A 25,966-nucleotide genomic window follows, 5' to 3' on the forward strand; every position below is an offset into this window, starting at 1 on the left:
GACATGACATATCATGTGAATGACTACAATACTTTATTATCATATCAGCTACTCAACCAGAATGAAATAGCCCTGTCTTTCTAGCCAGTTAGATGCTTTACCAATTAAGCTACGAACCCCAGAGAGCAGGAGCGGTAGGACTCGAACCCACAACATTCGAGGTAGAAGCTCGACACTCTATCCAGTTGAGTTACACTCCCGTATTTTTTGTTGAATTGTGCGATCGCACTTCGCGTGCAAGTTATCGGAGCATTGCGTTTTCTCAGTTACTAGAGGGACTCCGCCGATGAGTTACTACACACTCTTTAAAGGATGGCTACTTCTAAGCCTACCTATCGGGTTCATTGCACTCCTCGTTCGCAAACGCACGCCGTTTTTGACAGCGTTACCTTTCCTCTCGTACTAAAGTATGTAGGCTCCAAAGATTGGGACACGCAAAAGGGCGATCGCTTTTAATATAAAAATCAACCGTTCAATGGAATCAACCTCCTTAAATTCAAGTAAAAACAACGAGAGTGGCAGGACTCGAACCCACAACATCCGCGTCCGAAGCGCGGCGCTCTATCCATTGAGCTACACTCCCTAAATTCGTAGTCCTGGCATGATATTACCCCGCCCTTGCTTGTAAGACAAATGCTCTACCGTTGAGTTACAGGACTGCTAAAGCGGATAACGAGGCTCGAACTCGTGCCTAGAGTTTGGAAGACTCGAATGCTACCGTTACACCATATCCGCAAAATTAAAAATGTAAAACTGCTTTTAGATGCTGCTCCTCATTCTGAAAAAGCTTGATTAATTCGATGAAAATCGATGGTCAAATTCTACAAATGTCCTTTTTTCTTCGCTAGAGTCGAGGACGGAAAATATTACGCTTTTGAATCTGGCATAAAATTGACCGTTCGGTAATAAAAAGTCTGCAAACATCTGCGCTACCATTGATGGCTCGTTTCTAAATACGCCACATCCCCAAGCACCTAAAATTAGGGCATCGCAGCCTTGATCAACAGCTAATGCTAACAATTTCGCACCGCGTCCGTACAGGGTTTCGCGTATTTTTTCGCTACTTTCTAACTCTTGTCTCCAAATTTGACCAGCATTGGGAGCTGAACTCGTGATGAAATCTACAAGATAAGGTTCCTCAAGCAAAGTTCCATCATCTTTTCGGAATACTGGACAACCGGGAGAGTAAATGAGTCGATCGGAGTAGAGCAGCGATTTCTGAGAGCGATGATACTCGTAGTATTGGGGACATTTTAAAAGGCTTTTGTACAGTGCAGAACTACGTGCTAAACTTTCTTCTTGTGCTTTAGCGCCTTTGATGAATCCACCACCCGGATTTTTAGCAGAAGCGAAGTTTAGGACTGCAATTTTTGCAAATTGGTGCGATCGCGCTGTACGCTCAGCCCCCACCAGCGTTGTCTCATTTCTCACCATAAATTCGTTTGAGAATTGGGGAGTACCGGAGAGAACATTTTCCTGAATCGCTGACAGGGCTTCGGGTTCGTAGTATGCTGTCCCAGCAAGACAGGATGCTAATTGGCGATCGATCTTAACCTGCTTGCCTTCAGGGGACAAGTAGCAACCATCTTCGATAATTTTTAGCGTGTCTTGAGCGATGGCAATTCTTTTCATGCTTTTTACTCGGATTTGCTGGTGAAAATTAGCGCTGTAACCTCTATAAAAAAGTTAGGATAATTAGATAGACTCCTTCTTAACTTTAGGACAAGCAGGTGGCGAGATTTGAACTCACATAAAAGCTTTACAAGAGCCTTATGTTGCCAGTTACATCACACCTGCAATTTGGTGACGGGGGCAAGAATTGAACTTGCTGATTTGCAGCTTATGAAACTGCCGAGCCTAACCGTTGCTCCATCCCCGCGATATTACCAAATGCCCCTGGCTGGATTTGAACCAGCAACCTTCTCGTTCTAAGCGAGACACCTCTTCCAATTGGGCTACAAGGGCAAATTTTAATTGAGCGATTCTCTACAGAATAGCTGCGATTCATAGACTATTTTAAGCATTGTAACTTCCTCCGATATTTATGGAAAATCCATGCTCCCGACAGGATTTGAACCCGTATAAAACTAGCTTCTCGAACTAGCGCGTCTGCCGTTCCGCCACGAGAGCAAATAGCAGAAATTGGCTGTTAGCCAAGTACCCCTGACAGGATTTGAACCTGCAAAACACCGATTCTGATTCGATGATGTTTTCCAATTACATCACAGAGGTAAAGTCGGGATAGCAGGATTTGAACCTGCAACCTTCGGCTCCCAAAGCCGCCGCGCTACCAAGTTGCGCCACATCCCGTTCATGCTCCCGGTGAGACTCGAACTCACAATCAAAATAGAACAGATTTTAAGTCTGCCGCGTCTGCCAATTCCGCCACAAGAGCAAGTATAAACTTAGTGAAACATTTGGTACTCCTGGTAAGATTTGAACTTACACAACACAAGGTTTGAGCTTGCGGCCTCTGCCAATTGGGCTACAGGAGCGTCATGATTACTGCTATTAGAAAAGCAGAACTCGGAAGGCAGGGTTTGAACCTGCATTGTTCCGCTTTCAAAGAGCGGTGCCATACCAATTAGGCGACTTCCGAATAATTGAATGCCGGGGTAGGCTTTGAACCTACATAAATTCCTGTTTCAGAGACAGGCGACTTTACCAATTTGTCTACCCGGCAATTAAAAAAATGGCTGCCTCAGTAGGACTCGAACCTACAACCATCACGTTAACAGCGTGCAGCTCTACCATTGAGCTATGAGGCAACGCAATCCCCCAAGTCAGTGTCGAACTGACGGCCCCTTGTTCTTCAAACAAGCGCTCTACCAACTGAGCTATCGGGGGAAAACGGAGAAGGAGGGATTTGAACCCCCGACGGGTGTTAAACCGCTCTTTCTTAGCAGGAAAGCGCCATAAGCCTCTCGGCCACTTCTCCAATTGAGCGAGAACGGAGGGATTTGAACCCCCAAATCTTCAGTTGCGCAAACTGAATTGTTGTCCAGTTACAACACATTCTCTCGATCGCAATTGCATATTACATACAGTTGCAAATGGGTCGGGCTGGAATTGAACCAACAACGCTTTAAGCTACTGTTTTACAGACAGCTACCCACACCAATAGGAGGGCCAACCCAATATTGAAAATTTGGTAGGTCGCCGAGGAATTGAACCTCGATCCATCCGCTTAAAAGGCGGCTGCAAAACCATTCTGCCAACGACCTACACAAAGTGCTGACGGGAGTTGAACCCGCAGATCACTTGGGTGAAAACCAAGCGGCTTAAACCATTTGCCTACAGCACTATCGATTTTAGATTTTAGATTGGGAATTTGCGATTTTAGATTGCGATTTTAGATTGCTCCTGCGAATCAGCAAAAACAGAGGTTAGGGCGGGAGTTGAACCCGCGAAATTCGGTTTTGCAGACCGACGCTTTGGGCCGCTCAGCCACCTAACCTGGGAGTCCCGACGAGGTTTGCACTCGCAATCTTCACGCCAGAGAGGGTGACGGATTGACTTTTGCCTGCGGGACTTTGACGGGAGTAACGAGACTTGAACTCGCAACCTTTCGCTCGACAGGCGACTGCTCTAACCGATTGAGCTATACCCCCGTGATAATGAACAATAGAACTCTTGAAAAAGTCCTTGTAATCAAATTTTCGGACGGGCTCTTCGGCCCATCCCACAAAAAGTTTTTTCTCTTGTGGGATAGGCCGAAGAGCCCGTCCTAGCTATTTTTGCAATAGGTCTAATATTTTGTTCTTGAATTACTGAAGTTTGGACGGGGTGGCGGTTGATTCCGCGTACTACAACCCTAGGGAGTTATGGTTGCCGGAGTCTACACCGCCAAATGTCCGCAATTATGTGACATGATTAATGATCTATTCAGTTTTCAAGGTTCGTATTGCTCTTGGGATAATGCTTTGAAGCTCTTTCCCCTTCGCCATACATTTATACTACATTGCGTGTTACAAGAATGTCAAGGGGGTAATACAACTTTTTTTGAAATTAGTTTTTTTGAATGGTAGTCGATCGCCCCAACCAACACTCCCACTCCTCCGAACACACGAAGAATCAAGACATTTGGCTGCTAAACTGGTGCTGTAGCGCGTGGTAAATCCGATGCTGAAACTGTACTACACTCCGATGTCTCTGAATTCTCGCCGCGTATGGGTGGCACTTCTGGAAAAGCAGATTGCGTTTGAGCCGATCGCACTTAACCTCGATGGCGACCAATTTGGGCCGGATTTTCTGGCAATTAATCCGTTCCACCGCATACCGGTGTTAGTGGATGGAGATTTGACTTTGGTGGAATCTCTGGCAATTCTGGATTATATAGATGCAAAATACCCGACGCCTGCACTGCTACCGACAGAGGCGAAAGCCTTGGGAATTGTGCGGATGGTGGAAATGGTGACGTTAAATGAACTGTTGCCGGCAATGTTTCCATTAACACGTCAAATGCTGGGTGTAGCGGGAGACACTGCACAGAAGTTGGAACAGTCTAAACAGCAGATAGTAACGGTGTTGAGGTTTTTTGAGGGGTTGCTGGTGGATGGACGCACTTTTTTTGCTGGCGAACAGTTTTCTTTGGCGGAAGTCGTGGCGGGGACTGCGGTGCGTTCTGTGGGGATGTTTGACATATCTTTTGATGAGTATCCGAAGTTGCAGCAGTGGGGCGCGAGACTTGCAGGGCGATCGAGCTTTGAGCAAACGGAGGTGCCTCAAGCAGAAATTGCGGCGAAAATCCCAATTATTCGGGATTTACTGGCGGCAAGGCTTTAACTCTTCAACCCCTCTGAGCTCGGGTTTCGTCTGTTTCGGCGCGATTTGAATCGCCCGCCGTGAATCGCCCGCCGTGAATCGCCCGCTTCCTTCCCATCGCCCGCATTCGATCGCCCTTCCGATCCCGCTGTCAATCCCCGCTGAGAGATATTTATAAAAAATTCAGTGTTTTTTCCCTGAAATTCCCATTATCATTATCCGCAGTGTGAAGCGAAAGGAATCTCAAGTGAGGGGAAATCATCTGTTTCAAAAACTGAGAAAAGAATGGCGTTTTGTGGCGATCGCCCTGGCCGCTGCTACGATTAGCTTTATCCTCGGTATGCTGATGCCAGGAAACCAACAGGGAAGCGGCAACCCTGCAACCGCCGCGATGCAGGTACAGAACCTTAACCAATCCTTAACCGTAAATCCGTTAGTAAAAAAGGTTGGGGACAATCAAACAGCGTTTAATCTCGATCGCACAATTGAGGAACTTCTCACCGTATTGGAATCCAAAGAAAAACTCTTGACTTTTGTGCCGCCTGAACAGTTTCAGGGAACAACTGTTTTTGAGGGAAAAGTCAAAGATTCTGAGAAAGTGATTGCTTTAACTGTTGATGACGGCCCGTGGCCGGAAACGACGGAACAAATGCTGGATATTTTTAAGCAAAATGATGTTAAAGCAACTTTTTTTTGGCTAGGTCAATCTATCGAAAATTCTCCTGATATTGCTCGCCGAGTTGTCGCAGAAGGTCACGCGATCGGCAATCATACGTGGCATCACTGGTACGATCCGATGGATGCAGCGACGGCGGCTAATGAAATCGATCGCACGGCTAAACTTATTTACGAAACGACGGGAGTTAAGACTACTTTTTTCCGCCCGCCGGGGGGTGTTTTGAATAATGGCTTAGCTAAGTATGCTAAAGAGCAGAATTATGCTGTGGTGATGTGGTCGGTAACTTCTGCCGATACCGATCCGCGCGCTCAACCGTCGGCTTTTGTTAATAATGTATTGAAGGGTGCGAAGCCGGGGGCGATCGTGTTGATGCACGATGGCGGGGGCGATCGATATCGTACTATTAAGGCTTTACCGGAGATGATTGCTGGTTTGAAGAAGCAGGGATATCGGTTTGTGACGGTTCCTGAGTTGCTGGAAATGCAAGGGGAATCAGCAGCGTAAATTGTGTAGGAATTGCGTGTCTTTTTTCGACGATAAAGCTCAGGTTAGAGAAACCCGTTTTCTGCAATAATATTGGTTTTCCAACTAGATATCTACGAAGAAATTGGGTTTCTGATTTCCTGTGCTTAAGTTATCAAAGAGAAAAAAATGGCGATAGATTTTAAATTAAATTCTATAATAAATCAGCGAAGATAATAGTATTTTTTGAGATAAGATGATATGAGAGAACTCAACAAATTAGAACAGAATGGAGTTGAGTTGATAAATGTCGTCGATCGCGAGCTAGTGCGTCACTGGCTGCACACCTTAGATACCTGTCCGAGTACCAACAGTTGGGCGATCGCCCGCGCGGCGCAACTGCACCACGGAGATGTAATATTTACTAAGCGGCAAACCAGCGGGCGCGGCCAACACGATCGCACCTGGCACGCCCCAAACGGTGTTTTGACTGCAAGTTTTGTGCTCGACAACCTCAATCCCCATTTGTTACCCGGACTCAGTTTAGCAGTCGGTTTAGCTGTGATTTTCGCGATCGAGGATTTGGTGCCCGAATGCCGCGATATGCTGCGCCTGAAATGGCCGAATGATGTTTGGATCGATCGCCACAAATTAGCCGGAATTCTCTGTGAAGCCACTTCTGGTAAAATTTTCGGCACTCGCGCCGTTGTGGGAATTGGACTCAACCGCTGCGTAGATTTCGCGGCGGCAGGATTGGATGAAAGGGCGATCGGCAATGCGGTAAGCTTGCATTCTATTGCTAGTAATGTGCCCGATGAATTGTGTTTGCTCGATCGACTGCGGCACTATTTACTCGAACTAGCCGATATGTTTTCCACCACAGACAAGCCCGCCCAAAAGTCCGGTTTAACGCCACTTTTGCCGGAATTGTGCCGCCGCGATGCCCTGATTGGGTGTAATGTGGTGATCGAGCTTTCCTCGGAAACCATCTGCGGAAAAGCCGCCGGGATTGACGGAAGCGGCCGGTTGTTAGTATGCTTGGGCGATCGAATACAAGCCTTTACCTCCGGGCGAGTTCGATTAAATTAAGAGTCATTCGTCATTCGTCATTCGTCATTCGTCATTCGTCATTAGTTGTTAGTCATTCGTCATTAGTCATTAGGAAAATTACCAATTACCAATTCCCAATTCCCAATTCCCAATTCCCAATTCCCAATTCCCAATTCCCAATTCCCAATTCCCAATTCCCAAATTTAATTTAGCACCTCAAATATGACCAATCTGCTCAGCCACAGCGGTTGATTCGCCTCCACACCTTCAGGACGGCCCTTAGTAGAAGCAACTTGAATTCTATTGCTGTTTATTCCTTGTTTAACCAGAGCAGCTTTCACATTTATCGCCCTTTCCAGAGCCAACTTTTGATTTTCCGCAGGACTGCTGTTAAAATCGCTGTAACCAACTACCCTCAAACTCTTCGTGCTATTTTCCTCCATATATTCCTTGACTTTTCCAAGCTTTTGTGCTACGTCTTTCGGCGACATAATTGCCGAACCCACACCAAAATAAAGGCGAACATCTATCGCCTGTGACGGCGGTTGAGTGCCTATTCCCACTGTATTTGTTACAGACTTCACCCCCGGAATTTTCTCAAAAGCTTGAGTGATTTTCTGAGCATCTGTCGCTTTGCTCACGCTCCCTGCAACGGCGACTTTTCCCTCTGCATAACGAGCCGAGATATTAATGCTTTCTAATTTATTCAAAAGAGCCACAGTCCGCTTGACATCGGCTTCTGTTAAAACTGGATCTGGAGGCACTTCAACGGCTATAATTTTATTGTCAATTCTTAATTTGGGAGCGGCTTGCTGAGCGATTTTTTCTGCTTTCGCTCGCAGCTTTTGATTGGGCACTCGTCCCGAAATCTCCAATACTTGATCTTTGACATCTGCCACAAGGCGATAAACCGATAAGTCGGGAGCAGATTGTAAAGCTAAATTTGTATCTGCTTCTAAAGTCGCTGCAATTGAGCTGCGGTATTGATGAATACCCCAAGGTACGCCAATTAAACCTAACGCTGCCAAACCGATTATTGGTAAAATTGGAATTTTAGCAGATTTAACTTTTACCTCTGTATCGATTAACTTTTGCAAATTCAATTTTACTTCAGGAGGTACACAGGTTGGATCTCCGTTAAATGCCTGAATTTTATCCCCGTATTCTTGAACAATATTTTTGAATATCGCTCGCATTTTGTACTTAAACCACTGGCGAGTTCCTCCTTCGATAACTACTGCTAAATAACACGAACCGGCTACTTCCAATACGATCGAAGATGTCCCGTATTCTATGGCATCAATCTCTGCAAAATTTCCCGATTGAGATATGCAGTCGTTGACAAAAGAGCGAATAGCAGTCAGCATCCCCGATATCATTTCTGATTCTAGCTCTTCGCTTTCAGACGGCTGCACTGCCGAAATTACTAAGCCTGATGCTGCTTGGATTAAAAATACAGCTTTAACAGTCAATGGTGTTGTTTCTTTCATCAGCAATTCAGCTTCAGAAATTCCCTGCAATTTGGCTTTAATTTTGCGAGTAATTCCCTCTGGGCTTAACGATTTCTCGATTTTTTCGTTAATATCCCGCATCGTCTCGGCTATATATTTTAAAATTGTGCTGCCAATGATCGGATAGAGTGCATCTGACATGGCTTCTTGTTTGAGAACAATTTGCTGTCTGATGGCAGAGGCAATTTCTGGTGCGATCGCCATTGCAATTTCATCGGGCGATTCACTGATTCTGTTGCTGATTCCCACAGGAAGAGACGCCGCTATGGCTAATCCCATCGACTGCCTGTTTTCTCGGGTTTTGATATTAATTACTTCATCAATTATCGGAGCTATGGTTTCGGCAAATAATTGTCTTGACTCATTAATTGTTTGGAGCATCATTTGGGGGAAAATCATTTTAATTTTCGCCACTAATTCTTCCCGATCGCCTCCCCATTCCGCATCAGTTATTTTGCGATCGAGATCCTCTACTTTAACGTTGAGATTGTAATTATAACCTACCGCTTCATCTAATAATGGTAAAATAGATTGGATCACCGATTTTTGCAGTTGGGTGTGATGGCTAACCATCAGCTCGTCAATCAAAGGTTTTAGTAAATCTGTAAACAAGTCTGTCGATTGATAAATCCGGTGTTCGATCGCCACAATCTTTTGTTCGATATTCCCCAGTCTTTCATCAATCCTTTTATTCTGAATTATCGCATCGACAGCCGGGGCGATCGCAGATTCTATCTCTAACTTTGCTTCCCGAATGCTTCCAGACAGCATTTCTACGATCGCAGGCATGATTCTGCCCATCAACCCTTCTATCTCAGCTAAAACTTGCTGCTGAACTTCGACAATCTTATTTTCATTTTGCAATATTTGTGCTGCAATACCGCTGTTTTGAATAGCAGTATTGACAGCAGGTGCGATCGCCTCTCTCACCTCGAACTTTGTCTCGTCGATTTTGCGATTCAGCGACTCAATCATTAACGGCATCAACCGTGCCATAATTTCTTCCGGCTGAGACTTTTGCTGTCGGTGCAGATTATTTAGTCTACTTTCTACATCGCTCAATTTTCCTGGAACTTCTCTTTGCAGCATTGCTGATTCTATCAAAGGTTCGATCGCCGCTGCTACCTCTAATTTTGATTCATCGATTTTCCGGTTCAGCAAATCAGTGATTGCCGGCATCAACATCGCCATGATCTCTTCAGGCTTCTGAATTGGCGACTGTTGCGTAGCCAGCCGGCCCTCAATGATGCTCAATACTTTTTCTTCTATTTCTACCCAAGCTATTCTTACCTGTACTGAAGGGGCGACAGTTGCTATAACTTCTAACTTTAATTCACTAATTTTGCGGTTCAGCAAGTCGCTAACTATCGGCACTAGATGCTTGATTAAATCTTCTGGTTGCTGCTGGGAACGCTGCTGAATATTCGCAAATTTATCTTCAATTATTACTACTTGTTTTTCCAGTCCGTTTTGATTATCAATTACTTGATTGATTGTCGGTGCGATCGCCGCTGCTACCTCTAATTTAGACTCTTCTACCTTGCGGTTGAGCATCTCGCCCACTAACGGCATCAGCCGTTTGATTAACTGTTCAGGATTCGGCAGTTGCTGGTGGTTGAAGTTAGCAATTTGATTTTCCAAATCCGCTAATTTTGCCTGAAATTCCAGGCGATTCATTTTATCGTTGCTGGCGAGTTCGATCGCGTTGTTTAATTCAGACTTCAACCGCTCTAACTCCTCTGTTACCAACTCAGGGATTAACGGCTTTAATAAATTTATCAATTCTTTCGGTTCAGACATGAGGTTCTCAAAATTTTCCAACCTTTCTTCGACGCTGAAAATATTACTATAAAATTCTGGCAAATCCCTTTCAAACAGCAGTTGCTGCAACCGCTTAAACTCCTCCACTGCTTGTTCTAATTCTTCCTCCGACGGTCGATAATTGTTGGCTACATTCGCGATTCTAGATAAATCTGCTGCCTGATTATTTTTTGGTAGTCTTTCAGATGGTATCTCTTCATGATTATTCAACACTTCCGGCACAACAGCAGGTGATTCGATCAGAAAAGACAATTGGTTGCGCCGGTTTTCTTCTTCCTCAAGTCGCTCTGCCGACTTTTCAGAGGGCGGTAACTTCAGTTCGATAGGTTCTTTTTTAAATTGCTTAAGTAACTGTATTTCAGTCAGTATGATTAGCAATTCCTGAAGTTGATCTCCAGCTTTAGAACTTGCCACAGGTGCCTCTGACACTTCTGTTTTTGACTGATATATTTTGCTTGAATTATCATTAGATGCTGCCATACTGTGCTACCAAAATCTGATTTTAACCGATCGACTAAAATAACCAGCTTGCTTGCCGCCTCGCGCCAGCGAACACAATTTTGCGCAGTGTCAGACGTACTAAAGCTATTGCCCTATTTTAGCTGCTACTCTGCGACTAGCCAACTGGGCAGCCAACTGCAATGCTGCTGTCATGCTGGAGGCATCGGCAATTCCTTGACCTACAATATCAAAAGCTGTGCCGTGATCGGGAGATGTGCGGACAAAGGGTAAGCCAATTGTAGTGTTGACTGCTTTGTCGAAAGCCATCAATTTGACTGGAATCAAGCCTTGGTCGTGATACATTGCCAAGTAACCGTCGTGAGCTTCTTTGGCTAAGCCGTACCAAACTTTAGCTGGTTTTACCCACATGGTATCCGGGGGGACTGGCCCGTCTAACCGCACTTGAGGAAAACGATCGCGCTGCGTTTCCAACCACGGTATCATCCAATCTTGCTCTTCATTTCCCAGTTTGCCATTTTCCCCACTGTGAGGGTTTAAGCCAGAAATCGCAATTTTCGGTCTTTCGATCCCAAAATCTTCCCGCAAACAGTCTACCAGCAATTCTAGTTTTTCGCTGAGCAATTCTGGAGTCAAAACATCCGGTACTTGACGCAGGGAAATATGTGTGGTAGCGAGTAAAGTTACCAGCGTCCAACCGCTGTGAGGAGATGTGGCGGCAAACAGCATTCCGAACCGCTGCGATGAAGCCCTTTCTGCGAGGAGTTCTGTTTGTCCAGGATAATTGTAACCGGCCGCTTGCCAGCAAGTTTTGGAAATTGGGCCGGTGACAATGGCCGAGAATTCGCCGGCAAGGGTACGGGCGATCGCGCTTTCCATGTACGCAAAGCTAGCCGCCCCACTAGCCGCATTCCCGACACCGGGGACAATTTCACCCCACTTGCTGTCTGGTTCGATATCAATAATGTTTAATGTTTCGGGATTTGCCGCTGCGGTTGCTGGATCGATCGATCGCAACTTATCGTAAGTTTGCTGCAAAATTGCCCGCGAGCCGAAAACCGTCACCATCAAAGCAGCAGCCGGATCTGCCAAGGCTTTGAGGATCACTTCCGGGCCTATTCCCGCCGGATCTCCCAGAGTTACAGCTAGTTTTGATTCCCGATCGAGACTCAAGGCAGTTTTCTCCCCAAAAAATACAGCAATTTCAGCAGTGAGATTTTAGCATTCATGTAGCTGGTTGCCCCAAATTATATTATCTTTGTTTAATGCGATCGCCCAATTAGACATATAAAATCATGAATCCTGAAATTTTCAATGCAGCCTTTTTGTCCTTTTCCCTAATTTTCGTGGGTATAGGCGGAGGCTTCCTCCTGCTCAAACTGCAAGGCGGCGAAGAATAAGTTTTTGTAACAATCATTCAGAAGTCTTCTAAGTTAAGCCTTCTAGCTTCTGCCTGCCACCCAGAGCCAGCCTGCTGCCGAAGCTTTCAAGTCCAAAATGAGAAAAAATCAGGCTTTTGTTAAGTTTTTATAAAAAACATAACGAAAACCTGATACTATCTTATAGAAAGTTTAAGATTCATAAATTAATCCCTAGATGACTTTATTGATTGTAGGAGCCACAGGCACCCTCGGCCGCCAAATAGCCCGCCGCGCCCTAGACGAGGGCTACCAGGTGCGCTGTTTAGTCAGAAATTACAGAAAAGCTGCATTTTTGAAAGAATGGGGCGCTGAACTCGTACCGGGGAACCTTTGTCAGCCCGACAGCTTGATTCCTGCACTAGAAGGCGTCACTGCTATCATCGATGCAGCAACAGCCAGCGCGGCAGATTCTGTCAGCATCAAAAGAGTAGACTGGGACGGAAAAGTATCGCTAATCCAAGCAGCAGCAGCAGCAGGCATCAAGCGTTATATATTCTTTTCTTTTCTCGATGCTGAGAAATATCCGCAAGTTCCCTTGTTGGAAATCAAGCGCTGTACCGAGCTTTTCTTAGCAGAATCCGGTTTAGATTACACAATCTTGAGACCTTGCGGATTTTTGCAAGGACTGGTGAACCTGTACGCAATGCCGATTTTGGACAATCAGGCAGTCTGGCTGCCCAACAAGCCGTCAGCCCTTGCTTATATGAACACTCAGGACGTGGCAAAGTTTGCCGTCCGAGCTCTTACCGTTCCCGAAACCGAGAAAAAAACCTTTCCGGTGGTGGGAAATCGAGCTTGGGATGCTGAGGAAATTGTGCGGTTGTGCGAGCGGCTTTCTGGCAAACAAGCCAAAATCACCCGCACGCCAGATGCCTTGTTGCAGGCTACTCGTCAATTTGCTAAGTTCTTTCAGTGGAGTTGGAACGTAGCTGACAGATTGGCTTTTTCAGAAGTTTTAGCAGCCGGAAAACCCTTGAAAGCTCCGATGGATGAAGTTTATAGCGTCTTCGGAATTGACCCCAAAGAAACTACTACTTTGGAGTCTTATCTCGAAGAATACTTTAATCTGATTATGAAGAAGCTCAAGGAAATAGAGTACGAGCAGCTTAAGACTAAAAAACGGAGTAAACAAAAAATGCCCTTTACTTTTTAAAGTGCCGAAAGCTGGAATTATATACAACGACGTTAAACCAGTCTCTTGTCGCATCGCCGAAGAGTTGAAAGACAAGCTGACTGCCCGCGGCTGGGAGGTCTGCGCGGTTTCCGGTGCCGGGGGAATTTTGGGCTATTCTAGTCCCGATCGCCCCATGTGCCACACTCCGATCGACCAACTTGTCCCCCCCGGTTTTGACAGTGACATGGAGTTTGCAGTGGTTTTGGGTGGCGACGGTACGGTGCTGTCTGCGTTTCGCCAAGTTGCTCCCATCGGAGTGCCACTGCTGACTGTCAATACTGGTCATATGGGCTTTTTAACAGAAACTTATCTGAACTTGCTCCCGCAAGCTTTGGAAAAAGTGATCGCTGGAGAATACGAAATAGAAGAAAGGTCAATGCTGGCCGTGCGGCTGTTTCGAGAAAATGACTGCCTTTGGGAAGCGCTTTGTCTCAATGAAATGGTGCTGCACCGCGAACCGCTGACTTGTATGTGTCATTTTGAAGTCGCGATCGGGAATCACGCCTCTATTGACATTGCCGCCGATGGAGTAATTATCTCGACTCCGACAGGATCGACGGCTTACGCCCTTTCTGCCGGCGGGCCTGTAATTGTTCCCGGAATACCGGTGCTGCAATTGATCCCTATTTGCCCCCATTCGATGGCTTCGCGGGCTTTGGTGTTTTCCAACACTGAACCGGTCAAAATTTTGCCGGCGAGTCCGAATCGCCTGGTAATGGTGGTAGATGGGAACGGCGGATGTTATGTTTTGCCGGAGGATTGGGTGCAAGTGGAGCGATCGCCCTACCCAGCGCGTTTTGTTCGGATACAATCCTTTGAGTTTTTCCACATTTTGCGGGAAAAATTAGGCTGGGGTTTGCCTCACATTGCCAAACCGAATTCCGTTGAGTTGCCTTGATAGTTGTTGGTAATTAGCGGAGTGTAGCGGATGGCTAAAGTCCCGTCCTTTTAGGGCGGGTTTTTCTTCGCCTTCAGGTTTCTAAGTTTTTTCGCAGGATAAAGCTCGATCGGAATCTCCTACGGAATCCTTAATTCTCGATCGAGATTCCGAATCATCTTCAAGGTGAGGCAGCGTTTACGAGATAACGGTATAGAACCCATTTGAGATCTATTCTGCGTAAATCTCAGAAACCGGGTTTCTCTCTATATTTCTCGTCACCCAACCAAAGACTCGTAGAAACCCGGTTTCTCGCCCCTAGCGTAAATCTCAGAAACCGGGTTTCTCTCGGTATTTCTCGTCACCCAACCCAAAAACTCAAAGATGTCAAATGGGTTCTATAGTTGGAGTGTCTTCATTAGTTTTCTTTACCCCCATGCGTCTTTGCGAATGTTGTCTAGGGTGATATTTTTTCCTTCCCAGATTCCGGCTAGTTCAAAAAAGGATTGTTCTCGATCGGAGTCATCATTTTTTGGTTCTATCGTTTTAGTTTGGCTGGCTTGAAAATCCAGAAATTCGATAAATTCAATAACTTTATTGCGTTCTTCTAGGGGAAAATGTTGGATTTTTTCGGTCGCCATTTCTAGGGTTAACATGGGTTTCTCCTTGGTTGGTTTTGGTACTATTTTAACGATTTACACAAACATTTTTTTTTGATAGACTAGCTTGTTGCATGGGTGCGCGATCGAAGCATATCTACTGATTCTACCAATTTTATGTAGGTCAAGCTCTCGATCGAGATTCCTAATCATCTCCAAGGTCAGGCAGCGTTTGCGAGATAACGGTATAGTTGGAGTTTCTTCATTTCTATTCACTCTGCTTAGGACGGATTTCAAATTCTGAACGTGCCCGGAAGAAACAGACCTCAAACTCGAAGAAGAAATTAGCTTGCCCCAAAATCAAAGGTACATTGGTTGCTTGTGTCCAGGCAAATGCCAGGTTAAACATTGGGAATGAACTAACTTGAGCATTAACAACGACTGCACGGGCTTCAAATCGAGCCAAATTCCCAGCCAATACGACTGAGAGTGTCTCATTTTCCCAGACTAAGCCCAGTTGTAGCCCTAACTCGTAGGGCAAAACATTAACGCTTGCGCCTGTATCTAATAAGCCCTCAGCGTTTAAGGATTGACCGTTCAGGCTGAGTGTCAATGGCAGATACGGCATTCGATCGACCATGCCAAGACTGCTGTCAATGATTTTGTAGGGAAATCTCTGAGCGTCAATCATTCTGTTCTTGTTGTTTTGTCGTCAGAAGATTCATTAAAACATTGGCAGCCTCAGAGCAATTGTAAGGCGACCAGACCGGATACTCTCGATCGGCAACAAAAAAGTTTGTTGCATCTTCTTCTTTGACCAGTTCTGTTGCCAGAAACTGCATCAGCCGAAGCTTGTCAATTTTTGAAAGTTCCTGGATTTGGGACTTGAGTTCAGCCAATGGCATTTAAAAATCTCCTCGTTTGAGGTTTGGCGAAAAGATTGGATCTACTAGCTTGTTGCATGGGTGCGCGATCGAAGCGTATCTATTGATTCTACCAATTTTCTGTAGGTCAAGCTCTCGATCGAGCTTCCGAATCATCTCCAAATTCAGGCAGCGTTTACGAGATAACGGCAAAATGCAGCGGCGGCAAGTAAGCTTAAACTCAGCACCAAAATTTTTTGACCGTCCGTTGCCATGACGTGTTAGACACGCCAAGGTTGACTCTACAATCATTTAACCCACATTCCGCACTTCTGAACACAGTTAAAAGTATTTTGACGAGAAAACGTCATTCTAGAGATTTAATTTGATAATAATTCTCAATTATGCCAAAAAGTCGAGCGTATAAAAATAATTATCAACAAAAATTAATATTTCTATAGAGTGGCTATAACGCTTGTATAGAATGGAAGAGAGCCATTTTTTAGCCAAAAATTCCAGATTTTATGTTAAGACCTGCGGAAAGTGGGCTATAATATATTTTGAAAATGTTATTCCACTTGCGTTTCAATAATCATCTTTAAAGTTTAGCCTGCTTTACTTAGCAGGACACAGCGCAACTCCCTGACTGCCTACCACACGATGCAAGTTACTTCATGGGCGGGTCGAGGTGACGACCTGATAGCTCGAAAGGGTTATCAGGTTTTGGGGTTTTAAAGGGTTATAGTAAGCTCATAAGTTTTTTAGCTGTCCCGTAATGTACGTCAGCTAAAGTCTCTTGAAGGAGAGACACATATTCGAGGAATCTGGGATGACTTCCAAAACAACCGTGTAGTGTATTGCCATGCACAGACCAGTTTCGGAATACGTATAAAAGGGTAGGCATATCAAGAGAGTTAGCATTTCCTGCCTCTACTGCTTCCTTCACAAGTTTTGCAGGGTGCCCCTTAATGTTGTTTGGCAAGTATTTCAAAGAGATAGCTTCCAGTGTTGAGACAGAATGGTTAGTGTTGGGCAACCGTGTTGTAATTGGTGTGTTCAGTAGCCGATGAAGTTTCTGCAAGCGTACTGTTGCATTTGGTAGTAAAGCAGGAGTGTACAGAAGCAAAAATGCTGAGTATTCACTGTTTTTATCAGAGGGAGTTCCGAATAAAGACAGCAGCTCATTCCGAGTATAGATTGCATTAATAGCAAACCACGAGAAGTTAAATCGTAAAAGTTCAATAAACAAATCGTTACTTTTCGATTGATTTAAATTCTTACCCATGTAATGAATGTTGTCCATCTCTGCCGCACGTCTTACCCATTCAGTCGCAACACCTATTCCAATAACTTGGGTTGAGAGCAATGGAGTAAGTCCTTGGGCTGCAATACTTTTTTCTACTTTGTTCGCACATTGTGAATATAATTTACGTGCTTTTAAAAGAGTATGTCTGTGTGGTAGAATCATCGTAGCAATTTAATTACATATATCAATTATGTCTGTCTAACTTATAATTGTATCGCAGTTGCGGTGCATTATGATAAAGCAAGCAGCGATAAAGTCTCATCTTCATAAAATAACTCGATCGCGTTAAAATCCCGATGCAGCAAATTTTCAACTTGTGATGTCGAAAGCAATACAGGCTTTTAAATCTTCCCGCGTCAAATCGGGAAAATCGCCCTTGAATTTCTGCTTCGGTCATCTCGGAAGCCAGGTATTCAAGCACTTCATAAACCGTAATTCGCAAGCCGCGTACACAAGGCTTACCACCGCGTTTATTTGCTTCGATCGTGATGTGGTTTCGGTAGTTCATAAGAAACACTCGGTAATACCATTTTTCTGTGAAGCTGCATAGAATGTATCCTTTACAGGAAAGGATTTCAGGCTTCCCATTCTGTGCAGCTTCAAACAGCATTGCTATAAGTGGGAAACTCAGCTTGTCGATGGGCTTGAAATTCCAGAAATTCGATATATTCAATAACTTTATTGCGCTGTTCGGGGGGAAATTGTTGGATTTTTTGGATTGCCATTTCTAGGGTTAACATGGGTTTATCCTTGGTTAGCTTTGGTACTATTTTAACGATTTACACAAACATTTTTTGTAACAAGTTTTTTCACTTTTCAGGTGTTGTTTCTGGGGTAAGGTCGAGATTGCGATAGATTTGTTCAATGGCAAAACTTAGATTGATGCTTTTGAGTTCTATGGTATCGCCTGCTTGATAGTTGATGATCAGCCATTCACCTGTATCTTTTTTATGATACAAATCTATTTCGATGCTGGTAGAACTGACTAATAAATAGTCTTGTAAGGCTGGATTTTTGCGATACATTCTAAATTTGCCGCCTCTGTCGTAGGATTCGGTGCTAGGAGAAAGTACCTCAACGATTAGGCAGGGATAGGTAATGTATTGGGTTGTGGTTTTATCCCGTTCGTCGCAGGTTACACTAGCATCGGGGTAAGTATAGTTACTGGCTTCAACGATGTTAATCTTGACATCAGAATTGCCCGTTATACAGCCGCTATTTTCTAAATGATTATCGAACATAGCAGTAAGTCTGATGGCAATGCGACCATGATTGACGCTACCGCCGCTCATGGCGTACACTTGACCGTCGATGTATTCGTGTTTTTCGAGTTGCTTTTCTTCCCAAGCAAAGTATTCTGCGGGGGAGAGTTGGGGAAAGTTTTCTTTAATGGCAATCATGGGAAATCATTCCTTGGTTAGCTTTGGTACTATTTTAACGATTTACACAAACATTTTTTGCAGTAACCCTTTTTTGAATTGTTCAGTTAATTCGATTTGTTGGGCAATGGCTTCAATCTTTTTATCGATCGCTGTCAAAAAATTAGCTATTTTTTCTTGTTCTTCTTTGGATGGAACTTCAATAGTTTTAATCTTCCACGCGATAGCCCAATTCCGCTAAACGAGTGCGCGACTGCCGCCACTTCGGCTGCACCTTGACAAATAACTCCAAATACACTTTGCCTTCAATTAACTTTTGAATCTGTTCGCGGGCCGCACTGCCGATCGACTTGAGCATACTGCCGCTTTTACCGATTAAAATACCTTTTTGGGAATCCCGTTCGACGTGAATTGTCGCCAGAATGCGCGTAATTTTGGCTTCTTCTTGAACAATGTCGATCGCGATTGCTACCGAATGCGGCACTTCTTCCCGCGTCAGCAGCAAAATCTGTTCCCGAATCAACTCGCCCATAATAAAGCGTTCCGGCTGGTCTGTGACCAAATCTGGCGGATAATAATAGGGCCCAACCTCCAGATGTTCGATTAACAATTGTTGCAGGGGCTCGACACCCTCGCCCGTGAGAGCCGAAAACTTGACGACTGGCCACTCAGGATTGACAATTTGCTCGTAAGTGCGATCGATCAACACGGAATCCTCCGGTTGTTCGTCCAGCTTATTCATCCCCAAAATCACCGGAATTTTGCAATTGCTGAGAATTTCAATAATATATCGATCGCCCCCACCCGATTCCACCGAACCATCCACCACAAACAGCACCACATCCACAGACTGAATCGCGGTGCGCGCATTCTGCACCAAAACCTTACCCAGTTGGTGATGTGGCTTGTGAATTCCCGGAGTATCCACAAAAATAATTTGTGCCTCATCCGTCGTCAGGATGCCCCGCAGCCTGTTGCGCGTCGTCTGAGACACCGGCGAAGTAATCGCAATTTTCTGCCCCACCAACTGATTCATCAGCGTGGATTTGCCGACATTCGGCCGCCCGATAATACCCACAAAGCCCGATTTGTAACCCGCAGGAGCCGCGGGAACACTCATGATTTCCGATAAGTCTATAATCTTGCTATCTTCCACTAAATTCACCTATTTTCAAGCCCCTTCTCTGCCTATTGTCGCTTGAAAACACTCAAACGCCCATTGATGCACTGTAGCATCTTTCAAAGCCCTGGTATAGCGCATAACACTCAAAGGGCGATCGAGCTGCTGGGACAGTGTTAAGATGTGATGTGCGATCGGCAAAACTTGATATCTGAGACAAACTTTGATAAAGTTCCCATAACATCGCTCAAAAATGAATCATTCTGGTAAAACCGAGTCTACAATGCTGTAACAACTTCAGATGTGTAAATATCTTACTCAACTGAAACCATTCTACAGTTTGTCAGACCAACCAGTTTTTACACTTTTGAAGATGTCTGGTAATAAATTAGGTAGGTCAAAATCTAGATAAAAGTTCATTAGCATCATATTTTTTCTAATTGAAGCTAATGTTTTTGGAGACTATCTAATTAATGCTAACCGTCATAAAGTTGAGGAGATGAATCGGATGAAATCGAAATTATTTTGGAGTTGCTGCACCGTCTTGGTAGCCAGCTTGCCTATTCCCGCCTTCGCTCAAACAGCCCCCCAAGCAGGTATTGACTACAAAGGTGGCTCAATGAACTACCAGATGGTACCAGGCAAAATTCCTGAAAGAACCTTGCCCAAAGCCTTTGACTTTCCTATTATTACCAATGTTGCTACTGACACCAGCATCACCACGGATCACCTAATTACCGATGAGTTTCGCGCACCAGCGACTCGTACAGAATACACCAGCGCTCTCACCACCTGGGCAGAATCAATCAAAGAATGTCTGGGTAAACAGCCCCGCTTGATCCGGGCCAGCACCAAGAACCCGATTATGATTAATGGCAAAGTAGGCACGATTGTCAGAAACGCAAATAACCGTGCAGTTTGCAAATAAGCGAGTCAGTTCCGCTGTCTGAAGACAAAAACTAGAGACTGTTTTTACACAAAAAGAGCAATAGACTTTCTATTGCTCTTTTTGTTGCAAAATGTCAATTAATTGGTTTGTAGTGAGGACTTTAGTCCTTCTTAATTTCTGAGGACTAAATTCCTCACTACAAACGAGATAATTCCAGAGAAACCTGTTTTTTCCCAAAAATATGCTGTGAATCCCTGAGCATATGGATTTTAACACTTTAATTCTCGATTAAGTAGCACAAAATTCATTCGTACTTAGCAAAATTTCCCCATAATCAGGAATCCAAGCTAGCCACTTTTCCTCGGAACACTGACACAACAGCCATGCTTCGTCAAAACTGAATGCTGTTGGGGGATTGAACAATTTGACCCACATCGAAGGAACCAATTTGGGTGCAGGTACGGCGCAGCCAAATTTTTCCCAGTCGAAGGCACTCGCGGCGCCAGCTAGCGTTTGTTGCGATTGCCAAGTACGAATATCTGTTTGTAGTTGCATAATTACTCCTGTCTGTCGAGCTAAGAGTCTGCACTCCTTGCGGGGTTTTAACAACCCAGAGCGGCAGATAAATTTTGATTATGTAGTCTATGTTACTGAATTATCTGGGTCAATGTGTAGTTTGTTACAAAAATTTACAATCGAGAGGGGCTCAAGTGGCTCTAAGGTGGAAAGGTCGATCGGCTATTTGGGCGATCGACAGCGATCAATTACGATCGTAAAAACATCGGATTCACAGCAACCGCACCCGACGGCTAGGAGGTTCTTAATTCCTCAGTCTTGGACGCACTCCGACTCTTAGAAACCGGGTTTTTTACCGAATCTGTGGGATGCAACGAAGTAGACGCCAAAAACCCGGTTTCTGATCCTCATGCAATATCCATCCGTTACATCCGTTACAAAATTCGTTGCCGAACTTCCTTCTGATATGAACCAAACTGCCAAATCCCATTGGAAAACTCTAGATCGTTTTGTAGAAATCAACTCTCACTGGGTAAAGCTAATCGCCGAACATCTCGAAACTACCGAAGGAAAAATAGTAGAATATTGGCGGGTAGAAAGAGCAGATTCAGTTGTAATCTTGACTGTTCAATCTGACAAATTGTTGTTTCCCTCACCGATGTATCGCCCCGGCGTGGCATCCGCCACCCTCGATTTTCCCGGCGGTCGCGTACCAGAAGACACAACGCCAGCAGCCGCAGTTCCAGGTATAATAAAGAAGGAATTAGGTGTGACTGAAAGTGCGATCGCCCGCATCCAACCAATCAACACCACAGGCTGGGCAATCAACAGTTCATTCTCCAATCAAAAACTCTACGGTTTTGTAGCAGAATTGCACCCGACAGTCACAGTAAACCCCGAACTTCTCGGTGCCGTATATCCTGTAACCCCCGACGGAATTCGCGACTTGCTCAAAAAATTAACTTGCCTCCAATGTCGAGCATTATTGCTAGAATGGCAAAACCACGACGATTTTAGATTTTAGATTTTCCCGCCACACTAGCCGATTGACGATTTATTACAACCAACATCACCGAAACTAATCATGGCTGTCAATAATCATGAAGTTGCTGTCGAATGCCTCGATGTTACATATCGCCTCAATCGCAGGCATTTAGTAGAAAAAATTAATTTTAAAGTGCTCCAAGGAGAAGTTTTAGTATTGCTGGGACGCAGCGGTAGTGGCAAAACTACCACCATGAAATTGATTAACAATTTACTCACGCCAACCAGCGGCGAAGTGCTTGTCATGGGAAAATCGACAACTGAATGGAGCCCCATTCAATTGCGGCGAAAAATTGGCTATGTGATTCAAGAAATCGGTTTGTTTCCCCATTTTACCGTCGAGCAAAACGTCGGTTTAGTCCCGAAACTGGAAGGTTGGGAGGGCGATCGCATTCAATCTCGCGTCCGCCAACTGTTAGAATTAGTCAACCTCGATCCGCAGCACTTCGCCAAACGTTATCCCCATCAGTTATCTGGCGGACAGCGGCAGCGCGTGGGTGTCGCCAGAGCACTGGCGGCTGACCCTCCACTGCTGTTAATGGACGAACCGTTTGGCGCTTTAGACCCCATTACTCGCCTAGAATTGCAGCGAGAATTCGGTCAATTGCAGCAGCAACTGGGCAAAACTGTGATTTTTGTGACTCACAGCATTCAAGAAGCTTTTTTGTTAGCTTCTAAAATTGGTTTGATGCAGGATGGACGGTTAGTTGAATTGGGATCGCCCGATGATTTTCTAAAATCTCAGCATCCAGAAGCTCGCGCATTTCTTGAATGTTTGCAAGTAGCTAAATTTGAATGATTTTAGCAAAATTTTGATAATATATTTTTAGTAACTAAGCTGACAATCAAACGATGCACAGTCTTTACCAGACAGACTTCTATGCTTGGACACAACAACAAGCCAAGTTACTTCGCAAGCGTCAGTGGAGTGAACTTGACTTGTCAAATTTAATTGAGGAAATTGAATCTTTGGGCAAACAGGAACGTCAAGAACTTAGAAATCGTTTGAGCATTTTGCTAGGACATTTGCTGAAGTGGCAATATCAGCCCCAGCAGCGCAGTCGTAGCTGGTTGTCTACAATTCGAGTGCAGCGGCGGGACACTCAGAGGCTGATACAGGATAACCCAAGTCTGAAACCTTACTTGCAAGAAGCTTTCCAAGAAGCTTATCAAAACGGTAGAGATTTGGCAGTAGGAGAAACCGATTTACCTCTCAAAACCTTTCCTCCAAACTGCTTTTACAGCTTAGAGGAAATTCTGGACTCTCGCTTCTATCCTGGTGAACCAAGTCCTGAAATGGAAAATGATTTATAAGATTGACAGCAATCAGGAATAACCAATTACCCGATGATAGAATTTTTAAATCGCTATGGCGCTGAGATAATTCAGCGCGTACTCGAACACTTATATTTAGTAACTGTGGCAATTTCGATCGCAATTATTGTGGGGATTCCCCTCGGGATTTTAGTCACGAGAAAACCAAAATTGAAAAAGCCGATTTTGGGATTTGCAAATATTATGCAAACAATTCCCAGTTTAGCTTTGTTTGGCTTGCTAATTCCGATGCCCGTTTTGGGAGGAATAGGCGATCGCACGGCAATCATCGCCCTCACACTCTATTCCCTACTGCCGATTATCCGCAACACTTATACCGGGATTGTTGGCGTCGATCCGGCGATTACGGAAGCCGGGAGAGGCATGGGAATGACGGATCTGCAAGTGTTATGGCAAGTCGAACTTCCCCTAGCCCTGGGTGTGATTCTGGCGGGGGTGCGAGTTGCTGCGGTAATTGCGATCGGGCTAACAACGATCGCCGCTGCAATTGGTGCCGGCGGCTTGGGCGTGTTTATTTTTCGCGGCGTTGCTACAGTCAACAATCAGTTACTTTTAGCTGGGGCAATTCCGTCAGCTTTAATGGCATTAGCGGCAGATTTTGGGCTGGGTTTAGTGGAAGGACACCTCTCGAAAAGATCAGACGGCGGTTGAAACCGCGTCTACAAAAACGAAGTCTGCCTCCGCAGACTGAAGAAAATTATGTTTTAGGTTATTTTCACCGCCCATTCTTCAACCCACGGAGGTAGGTTTTGTTTGTACAAACGCGGTTTCAACCGCCCGGTCTTCTGCAAGCTTCAAACCAGAAGCATTCGGAGGATTCGCGATCGAATTACGGATTTCATTTGAGCGTTCAATGTATTCTCGATCGCCCAAAACAGCTTCGCTTCCCTCCAGAGAAATAGGACTAGCCAAATCTATCCAAGAACGGCAACCCCCGTAGGCAGAATCATAGGGAATTTCTACAGTTTCTGCGAGTCGATAAGCCCGCAGTAGCACAATATAAATTGGCTGATTTTGTTTCCATTTCATGCGGTCGCCGACAAATTTTTCATTCCAAATATGGTAAGGAAAAAGCGCCGTAATTGCCGGTTCCCAAGCGACTAAAAAAACATCGGTAATTTCAGCCCAACTGCCAATTCTAATAAATTCTGGATGCCAACCAGATTCTACAGTTTTTACCTGACTCGCAAAATCCGGCTTTAATAAATCAGGCTGTTGGTGTTCAAAAGTTGGATAAAGCAAAACCTGCTTGTCAGCCACATTAAACTGTCCTGCTTGCTCGCGAATGCCCCCCTTTCGCAACAGCACAATCGTTTTGCCCTCTTCCAAAGCATTAACCGCTACATTCCATTCTTTCAGCGCGCGAGTAGTTGATTTCATAGGATTTAGTTTGGTTTGAACCAAAGTAAAAAAATCGGTACTTGACAGCAATTATAACAACTTTTTTCTGTTAAAATTAGATAATTGGAGAGTAAATAGTAAAAATTCAAATTAGGGCTATAGCTATGGAAAAGCGCCAATTAGGGACATCGGAAATTCAAATTAGCCCGATAATTATGGGGACTTGGCAAGCCGGGAAGCTGATGTGGGTGGGAATTGAGGATGCCGAAACTGTCAAAGCTATGCGCGCCGCTTTTGATGCCGGTATTACTACCTTTGATACGGCGGAGGTTTACGGAGAAGGACATTCGGAACAAATTATCGGCAAAGCGCTTTCAGATGTGCGATCGCAAGTAGTTTATGCTAGCAAAGTTTTTGCCAACCATCTAAAACCCGATTTGGTAGTCGAGGCGTGCGATCGATCGCTAAAAAACCTCAACACCGATTATATCGACCTTTACCAAATCCACTGGCCCGCCGGTACTTGGAATTCCGAGTTAGTACCAATTGCAGAAACAATGGACGCGCTGAACAAATTAAAAGAACAGGGGAAGATTCGGGCGATCGGCGTTTCCAACTTTTCCCGCGCCCAAATAGCAGAAGCCGCCCAATACGGACGCATCGACAGCTTGCAACCACCCTATTCTCTGTTTTGGCGCTGGGTAGAAAAAGATGCCATGTCCTACTGTGTAGAAAACAATATCTCAATCCTTGCCTACTCATCTCTAGCCCAAGGAATATTGACAGGTAAATTCGGGCCGGAACACAAATTTGAAGAAGGCGATCACCGCGCCAAAAGCAAGCTGTTTATCAAAGAAAATTACGCCAGAGTCCAAACAGCATTGACTCAACTAAGACCAATTGCCGATCGCCACCAAACAAGCTTGGGCAATTTAGCATTAGCGTGGTTAATCGCCCAGCCCCAAACCAACGCAATTGTTGGCGCGCGCAATGCCGAACAAGTCGCGGCTAATGCCAAAGCTGCCGAAGTAAAACTGAGTCAGGAGGATTTAAAAGAGATTGATGCGATCGGGCGAACAGTCACAGATAGTTTAGATGACAATCCCGTCATGTGGAACTTCTAAAATAGAATACCCGGCGGTTGAAACCGCGTCTATAAAAACAAAACCCGCCTCCGTGGGTTGAAGACAGGGCGGTTAAAATTTTGTTATTTTCTTCAGTCCGCGGAGGCGGACTTCGTTTGTGTAGACGCGGTTTCAACCGCCGTCTTATCTAAAATCTTCGTTTGTGTAGACGCGGTTTCAACCGCCGTCTTATCTAAAATCTTCGTTTGTGTAGACGCGGTTTCAACCGCCG

The 25,966-nt window shown here is 44.9% G+C and carries 24 protein-coding genes, 22 tRNA genes and 1 pseudogene; 12 read left to right on the top strand and 35 right to left on the bottom strand.

Annotated features, from left to right (window positions below):
* Window positions 1-126: 126 nt before the first annotated feature.
* From QUB66_RS25575 to QUB66_RS25685, 23 genes are all read right to left on the bottom strand, one after another.
* A tRNA-Arg gene (locus tag QUB66_RS25575) sits at window positions 127-200 on the bottom strand.
* A gap of 310 nt (window positions 201-510) precedes the next feature.
* A tRNA-Arg gene (locus QUB66_RS25580) sits at window positions 511-583 on the bottom strand.
* Window positions 584-664: 81 nt separating this feature from the next.
* Window positions 665-735: transfer RNA gene (locus QUB66_RS25585), tRNA-Gly, on the bottom strand.
* A 57-nt stretch (window positions 736-792) separates the two neighbouring features.
* A complete protein-coding gene (locus QUB66_RS25590; RefSeq protein WP_332970140.1) occupies window positions 793-1,632 on the bottom strand; it encodes a TIGR02452 family protein in 840 nt (279 codons plus the stop codon).
* 93 nt (window positions 1,633-1,725) lie between these two features.
* A tRNA-Thr gene (locus tag QUB66_RS25595) sits at window positions 1,726-1,797 on the bottom strand.
* Window positions 1,798-1,801: 4 nt separating this feature from the next.
* Window positions 1,802-1,880: transfer RNA gene (locus tag QUB66_RS25600), tRNA-Met, on the bottom strand.
* A gap of 11 nt (window positions 1,881-1,891) precedes the next feature.
* A tRNA-Leu gene (locus QUB66_RS25605) sits at window positions 1,892-1,965 on the bottom strand.
* A 91-nt stretch (window positions 1,966-2,056) separates the two neighbouring features.
* Window positions 2,057-2,130, bottom strand: a tRNA-Leu gene (locus QUB66_RS25610).
* A gap of 28 nt (window positions 2,131-2,158) precedes the next feature.
* Window positions 2,159-2,232, bottom strand: a tRNA-Leu gene (locus QUB66_RS25615).
* Window positions 2,233-2,236: 4 nt separating this feature from the next.
* Window positions 2,237-2,310 (bottom strand) — tRNA-Pro (locus QUB66_RS25620).
* A 4-nt stretch (window positions 2,311-2,314) separates the two neighbouring features.
* Window positions 2,315-2,395, bottom strand: a tRNA-Leu gene (locus tag QUB66_RS25625).
* 23 nt (window positions 2,396-2,418) lie between these two features.
* Window positions 2,419-2,495, bottom strand: a tRNA-Leu gene (locus tag QUB66_RS25630).
* A gap of 30 nt (window positions 2,496-2,525) precedes the next feature.
* Window positions 2,526-2,599 (bottom strand) — tRNA-Gln (locus tag QUB66_RS25635).
* Window positions 2,600-2,607: 8 nt separating this feature from the next.
* Window positions 2,608-2,683: transfer RNA gene (locus QUB66_RS25640), tRNA-Gln, on the bottom strand.
* 10 nt (window positions 2,684-2,693) lie between these two features.
* Window positions 2,694-2,768, bottom strand: a tRNA-Asn gene (locus QUB66_RS25645).
* Between the two features lie 6 nt (window positions 2,769-2,774).
* Window positions 2,775-2,847 (bottom strand) — tRNA-Phe (locus tag QUB66_RS25650).
* A gap of 4 nt (window positions 2,848-2,851) precedes the next feature.
* A tRNA-Ser gene (locus QUB66_RS25655) sits at window positions 2,852-2,938 on the bottom strand.
* Window positions 2,939-2,945: 7 nt separating this feature from the next.
* A tRNA-Arg gene (locus QUB66_RS25660) sits at window positions 2,946-3,020 on the bottom strand.
* A 34-nt stretch (window positions 3,021-3,054) separates the two neighbouring features.
* Window positions 3,055-3,136 (bottom strand) — tRNA-Tyr (locus tag QUB66_RS25665).
* Window positions 3,137-3,149: 13 nt separating this feature from the next.
* Window positions 3,150-3,224 (bottom strand) — tRNA-Lys (locus QUB66_RS25670).
* Window positions 3,225-3,229: 5 nt separating this feature from the next.
* A tRNA-Glu gene (locus QUB66_RS25675) sits at window positions 3,230-3,304 on the bottom strand.
* A gap of 79 nt (window positions 3,305-3,383) precedes the next feature.
* Window positions 3,384-3,457 (bottom strand) — tRNA-Cys (locus QUB66_RS25680).
* Between the two features lie 80 nt (window positions 3,458-3,537).
* Window positions 3,538-3,611: transfer RNA gene (locus tag QUB66_RS25685), tRNA-Asp, on the bottom strand.
* A 511-nt stretch (window positions 3,612-4,122) separates the two neighbouring features.
* On the opposite strand from QUB66_RS25685, the gene QUB66_RS25690 reads away from it, so the two are divergent.
* The 3 genes from QUB66_RS25690 to QUB66_RS25700 all read left to right on the top strand — a co-directional run bounded on the left by QUB66_RS25690 (window position 4,123) and on the right by QUB66_RS25700 (window position 6,994).
* A complete protein-coding gene (locus QUB66_RS25690; RefSeq protein WP_332970141.1) occupies window positions 4,123-4,785 on the top strand; it encodes a glutathione S-transferase family protein in 663 nt (220 codons plus the stop codon).
* 226 nt (window positions 4,786-5,011) lie between these two features.
* Window positions 5,012-5,947 carry a polysaccharide deacetylase family protein gene (locus QUB66_RS25695; protein ID WP_332970142.1) on the top strand — a complete coding sequence of 312 codons (936 nt, stop codon included), beginning with the start codon at window positions 5,012-5,014 and terminating at the stop codon, window positions 5,945-5,947.
* 219 nt (window positions 5,948-6,166) lie between these two features.
* Window positions 6,167-6,994: a biotin--[acetyl-CoA-carboxylase] ligase gene (locus tag QUB66_RS25700; protein ID WP_332970143.1), complete on the top strand. Its 828-nt coding sequence runs from the start codon at window positions 6,167-6,169 to the stop codon at window positions 6,992-6,994.
* 164 nt (window positions 6,995-7,158) lie between these two features.
* On the opposite strand, the gene QUB66_RS25705 is transcribed toward QUB66_RS25700, so the two are convergent.
* Window positions 7,159-10,767 (bottom strand): OmpA family protein, encoded by a 3,609-nt coding sequence (locus QUB66_RS25705; RefSeq protein ID WP_332970144.1) that lies wholly within the window; start codon window positions 10,765-10,767, stop codon window positions 7,159-7,161.
* A gap of 105 nt (window positions 10,768-10,872) precedes the next feature.
* Window positions 10,873-11,919, bottom strand: a complete 1,047-nt coding sequence (gene pdxA / locus QUB66_RS25710; RefSeq protein WP_332970145.1) for a 4-hydroxythreonine-4-phosphate dehydrogenase PdxA — start codon at window positions 11,917-11,919, stop codon at window positions 10,873-10,875.
* 122 nt (window positions 11,920-12,041) lie between these two features.
* Here pdxA and petM point away from each other — a divergent pair, with 122 nt between their 5' ends.
* The 3 genes from petM (at window position 12,042) to QUB66_RS25725 (ending at window position 14,239) form a co-directional block, all read left to right on the top strand.
* Window positions 12,042-12,146 (top strand): cytochrome b6-f complex subunit PetM, encoded by a 105-nt coding sequence (gene petM, locus QUB66_RS25715; RefSeq protein WP_172189541.1) that lies wholly within the window; start codon window positions 12,042-12,044, stop codon window positions 12,144-12,146.
* Between the two features lie 196 nt (window positions 12,147-12,342).
* Window positions 12,343-13,320 (top strand): NmrA family NAD(P)-binding protein, encoded by a 978-nt coding sequence (locus QUB66_RS25720; protein ID WP_332970147.1) that lies wholly within the window; start codon window positions 12,343-12,345, stop codon window positions 13,318-13,320.
* A gap of 1 nt (window position 13,321) precedes the next feature.
* Entirely contained in the window at window positions 13,322-14,239 is a 918-nt protein-coding gene (locus QUB66_RS25725) for an NAD(+) kinase (protein ID WP_265238042.1), read from the top strand.
* Window positions 14,240-14,646: 407 nt separating this feature from the next.
* Here QUB66_RS25725 and QUB66_RS25730 read toward each other — a convergent pair whose 3' ends face one another.
* From QUB66_RS25730 to era, 8 genes and pseudogenes are all read right to left on the bottom strand, one after another.
* Window positions 14,647-14,874 (bottom strand): DUF2281 domain-containing protein, encoded by a 228-nt coding sequence (locus QUB66_RS25730; protein ID WP_332970148.1) that lies wholly within the window; start codon window positions 14,872-14,874, stop codon window positions 14,647-14,649.
* 211 nt (window positions 14,875-15,085) lie between these two features.
* A complete protein-coding gene (locus tag QUB66_RS25735; RefSeq protein WP_332970149.1) occupies window positions 15,086-15,508 on the bottom strand; it encodes a retropepsin-like aspartic protease in 423 nt (140 codons plus the stop codon).
* The gene (locus QUB66_RS25740) at window positions 15,501-15,722 is read right to left on the bottom strand and encodes a hypothetical protein (protein ID WP_332970150.1); all 222 of its coding nucleotides are present in this window, start codon (window positions 15,720-15,722) and stop codon (window positions 15,501-15,503) included. Before QUB66_RS25740 ends, QUB66_RS25735 begins: the two co-directional genes overlap by 8 nt.
* Window positions 15,723-16,419: 697 nt before the next feature.
* A complete protein-coding gene (locus QUB66_RS25745; protein ID WP_332970151.1) occupies window positions 16,420-17,148 on the bottom strand; it encodes a hypothetical protein in 729 nt (242 codons plus the stop codon).
* A 147-nt stretch (window positions 17,149-17,295) separates the two neighbouring features.
* A pseudogene (locus tag QUB66_RS25750) lies at window positions 17,296-17,494 on the bottom strand (DUF433 domain-containing protein).
* Between the two features lie 91 nt (window positions 17,495-17,585).
* Window positions 17,586-17,726: a hypothetical protein gene (locus QUB66_RS25755; RefSeq protein ID WP_332970152.1), complete on the bottom strand. Its 141-nt coding sequence runs from the start codon at window positions 17,724-17,726 to the stop codon at window positions 17,586-17,588.
* A 69-nt stretch (window positions 17,727-17,795) separates the two neighbouring features.
* Entirely contained in the window at window positions 17,796-18,386 is a 591-nt protein-coding gene (locus tag QUB66_RS25760; RefSeq protein ID WP_332970153.1) for a Uma2 family endonuclease, read from the bottom strand.
* Between the two features lie 187 nt (window positions 18,387-18,573).
* Window positions 18,574-19,485: a GTPase Era gene (era, locus tag QUB66_RS25765; RefSeq protein WP_332970165.1), complete on the bottom strand. Its 912-nt coding sequence runs from the start codon at window positions 19,483-19,485 to the stop codon at window positions 18,574-18,576.
* 508 nt (window positions 19,486-19,993) lie between these two features.
* On the opposite strand from era, the gene QUB66_RS25770 reads away from it, so the two are divergent.
* On the top strand, window positions 19,994-20,413 hold the full coding sequence (locus QUB66_RS25770) for a hypothetical protein (protein ID WP_265238025.1): 420 nt from the start codon (window positions 19,994-19,996) through the stop codon (window positions 20,411-20,413).
* A gap of 249 nt (window positions 20,414-20,662) precedes the next feature.
* On the opposite strand, the gene QUB66_RS25775 is transcribed toward QUB66_RS25770, so the two are convergent.
* Window positions 20,663-20,929, bottom strand: a complete 267-nt coding sequence (locus QUB66_RS25775; RefSeq protein ID WP_265238023.1) for a hypothetical protein — start codon at window positions 20,927-20,929, stop codon at window positions 20,663-20,665.
* 370 nt (window positions 20,930-21,299) lie between these two features.
* Here QUB66_RS25775 and QUB66_RS25780 point away from each other — a divergent pair, with 370 nt between their 5' ends.
* The 4 genes from QUB66_RS25780 to QUB66_RS25795 are packed head-to-tail and all read left to right on the top strand — an operon-like array spanning window position 21,300 to window position 23,920.
* Window positions 21,300-21,914, top strand: coding sequence for an NUDIX hydrolase (locus QUB66_RS25780; protein WP_265238021.1), 615 nt, complete (start codon window positions 21,300-21,302; stop codon window positions 21,912-21,914).
* A gap of 60 nt (window positions 21,915-21,974) precedes the next feature.
* Window positions 21,975-22,733 (top strand): ATP-binding cassette domain-containing protein, encoded by a 759-nt coding sequence (locus QUB66_RS25785; RefSeq protein ID WP_265238019.1) that lies wholly within the window; start codon window positions 21,975-21,977, stop codon window positions 22,731-22,733.
* Window positions 22,734-22,786: 53 nt separating this feature from the next.
* On the top strand, window positions 22,787-23,248 hold the full coding sequence (locus QUB66_RS25790) for a DUF29 domain-containing protein (RefSeq protein ID WP_265238017.1): 462 nt from the start codon (window positions 22,787-22,789) through the stop codon (window positions 23,246-23,248).
* 33 nt (window positions 23,249-23,281) lie between these two features.
* Complete coding sequence (locus QUB66_RS25795; protein ID WP_265238015.1) at window positions 23,282-23,920, top strand: ABC transporter permease; 639 nt, start codon at window positions 23,282-23,284, stop codon at window positions 23,918-23,920.
* A gap of 78 nt (window positions 23,921-23,998) precedes the next feature.
* Here QUB66_RS25795 and QUB66_RS25800 read toward each other — a convergent pair whose 3' ends face one another.
* Window positions 23,999-24,649, bottom strand: coding sequence for a DUF1802 family protein (locus QUB66_RS25800; protein WP_332970154.1), 651 nt, complete (start codon window positions 24,647-24,649; stop codon window positions 23,999-24,001).
* A gap of 125 nt (window positions 24,650-24,774) precedes the next feature.
* Between QUB66_RS25800 and QUB66_RS25805 the strand changes: the two genes are divergently transcribed.
* Window positions 24,775-25,734 carry an aldo/keto reductase gene (locus QUB66_RS25805; protein WP_332970155.1) on the top strand — a complete coding sequence of 320 codons (960 nt, stop codon included), beginning with the start codon at window positions 24,775-24,777 and terminating at the stop codon, window positions 25,732-25,734.
* Window positions 25,735-25,966 lie beyond the last annotated feature (232 nt).

The sequence above is a fragment of the Microcoleus sp. A2-C3 genome (genome assembly GCF_036706065.1).
GTDB lineage: Bacteria > Cyanobacteriota > Cyanobacteriia > Cyanobacteriales > Microcoleaceae > Microcoleus.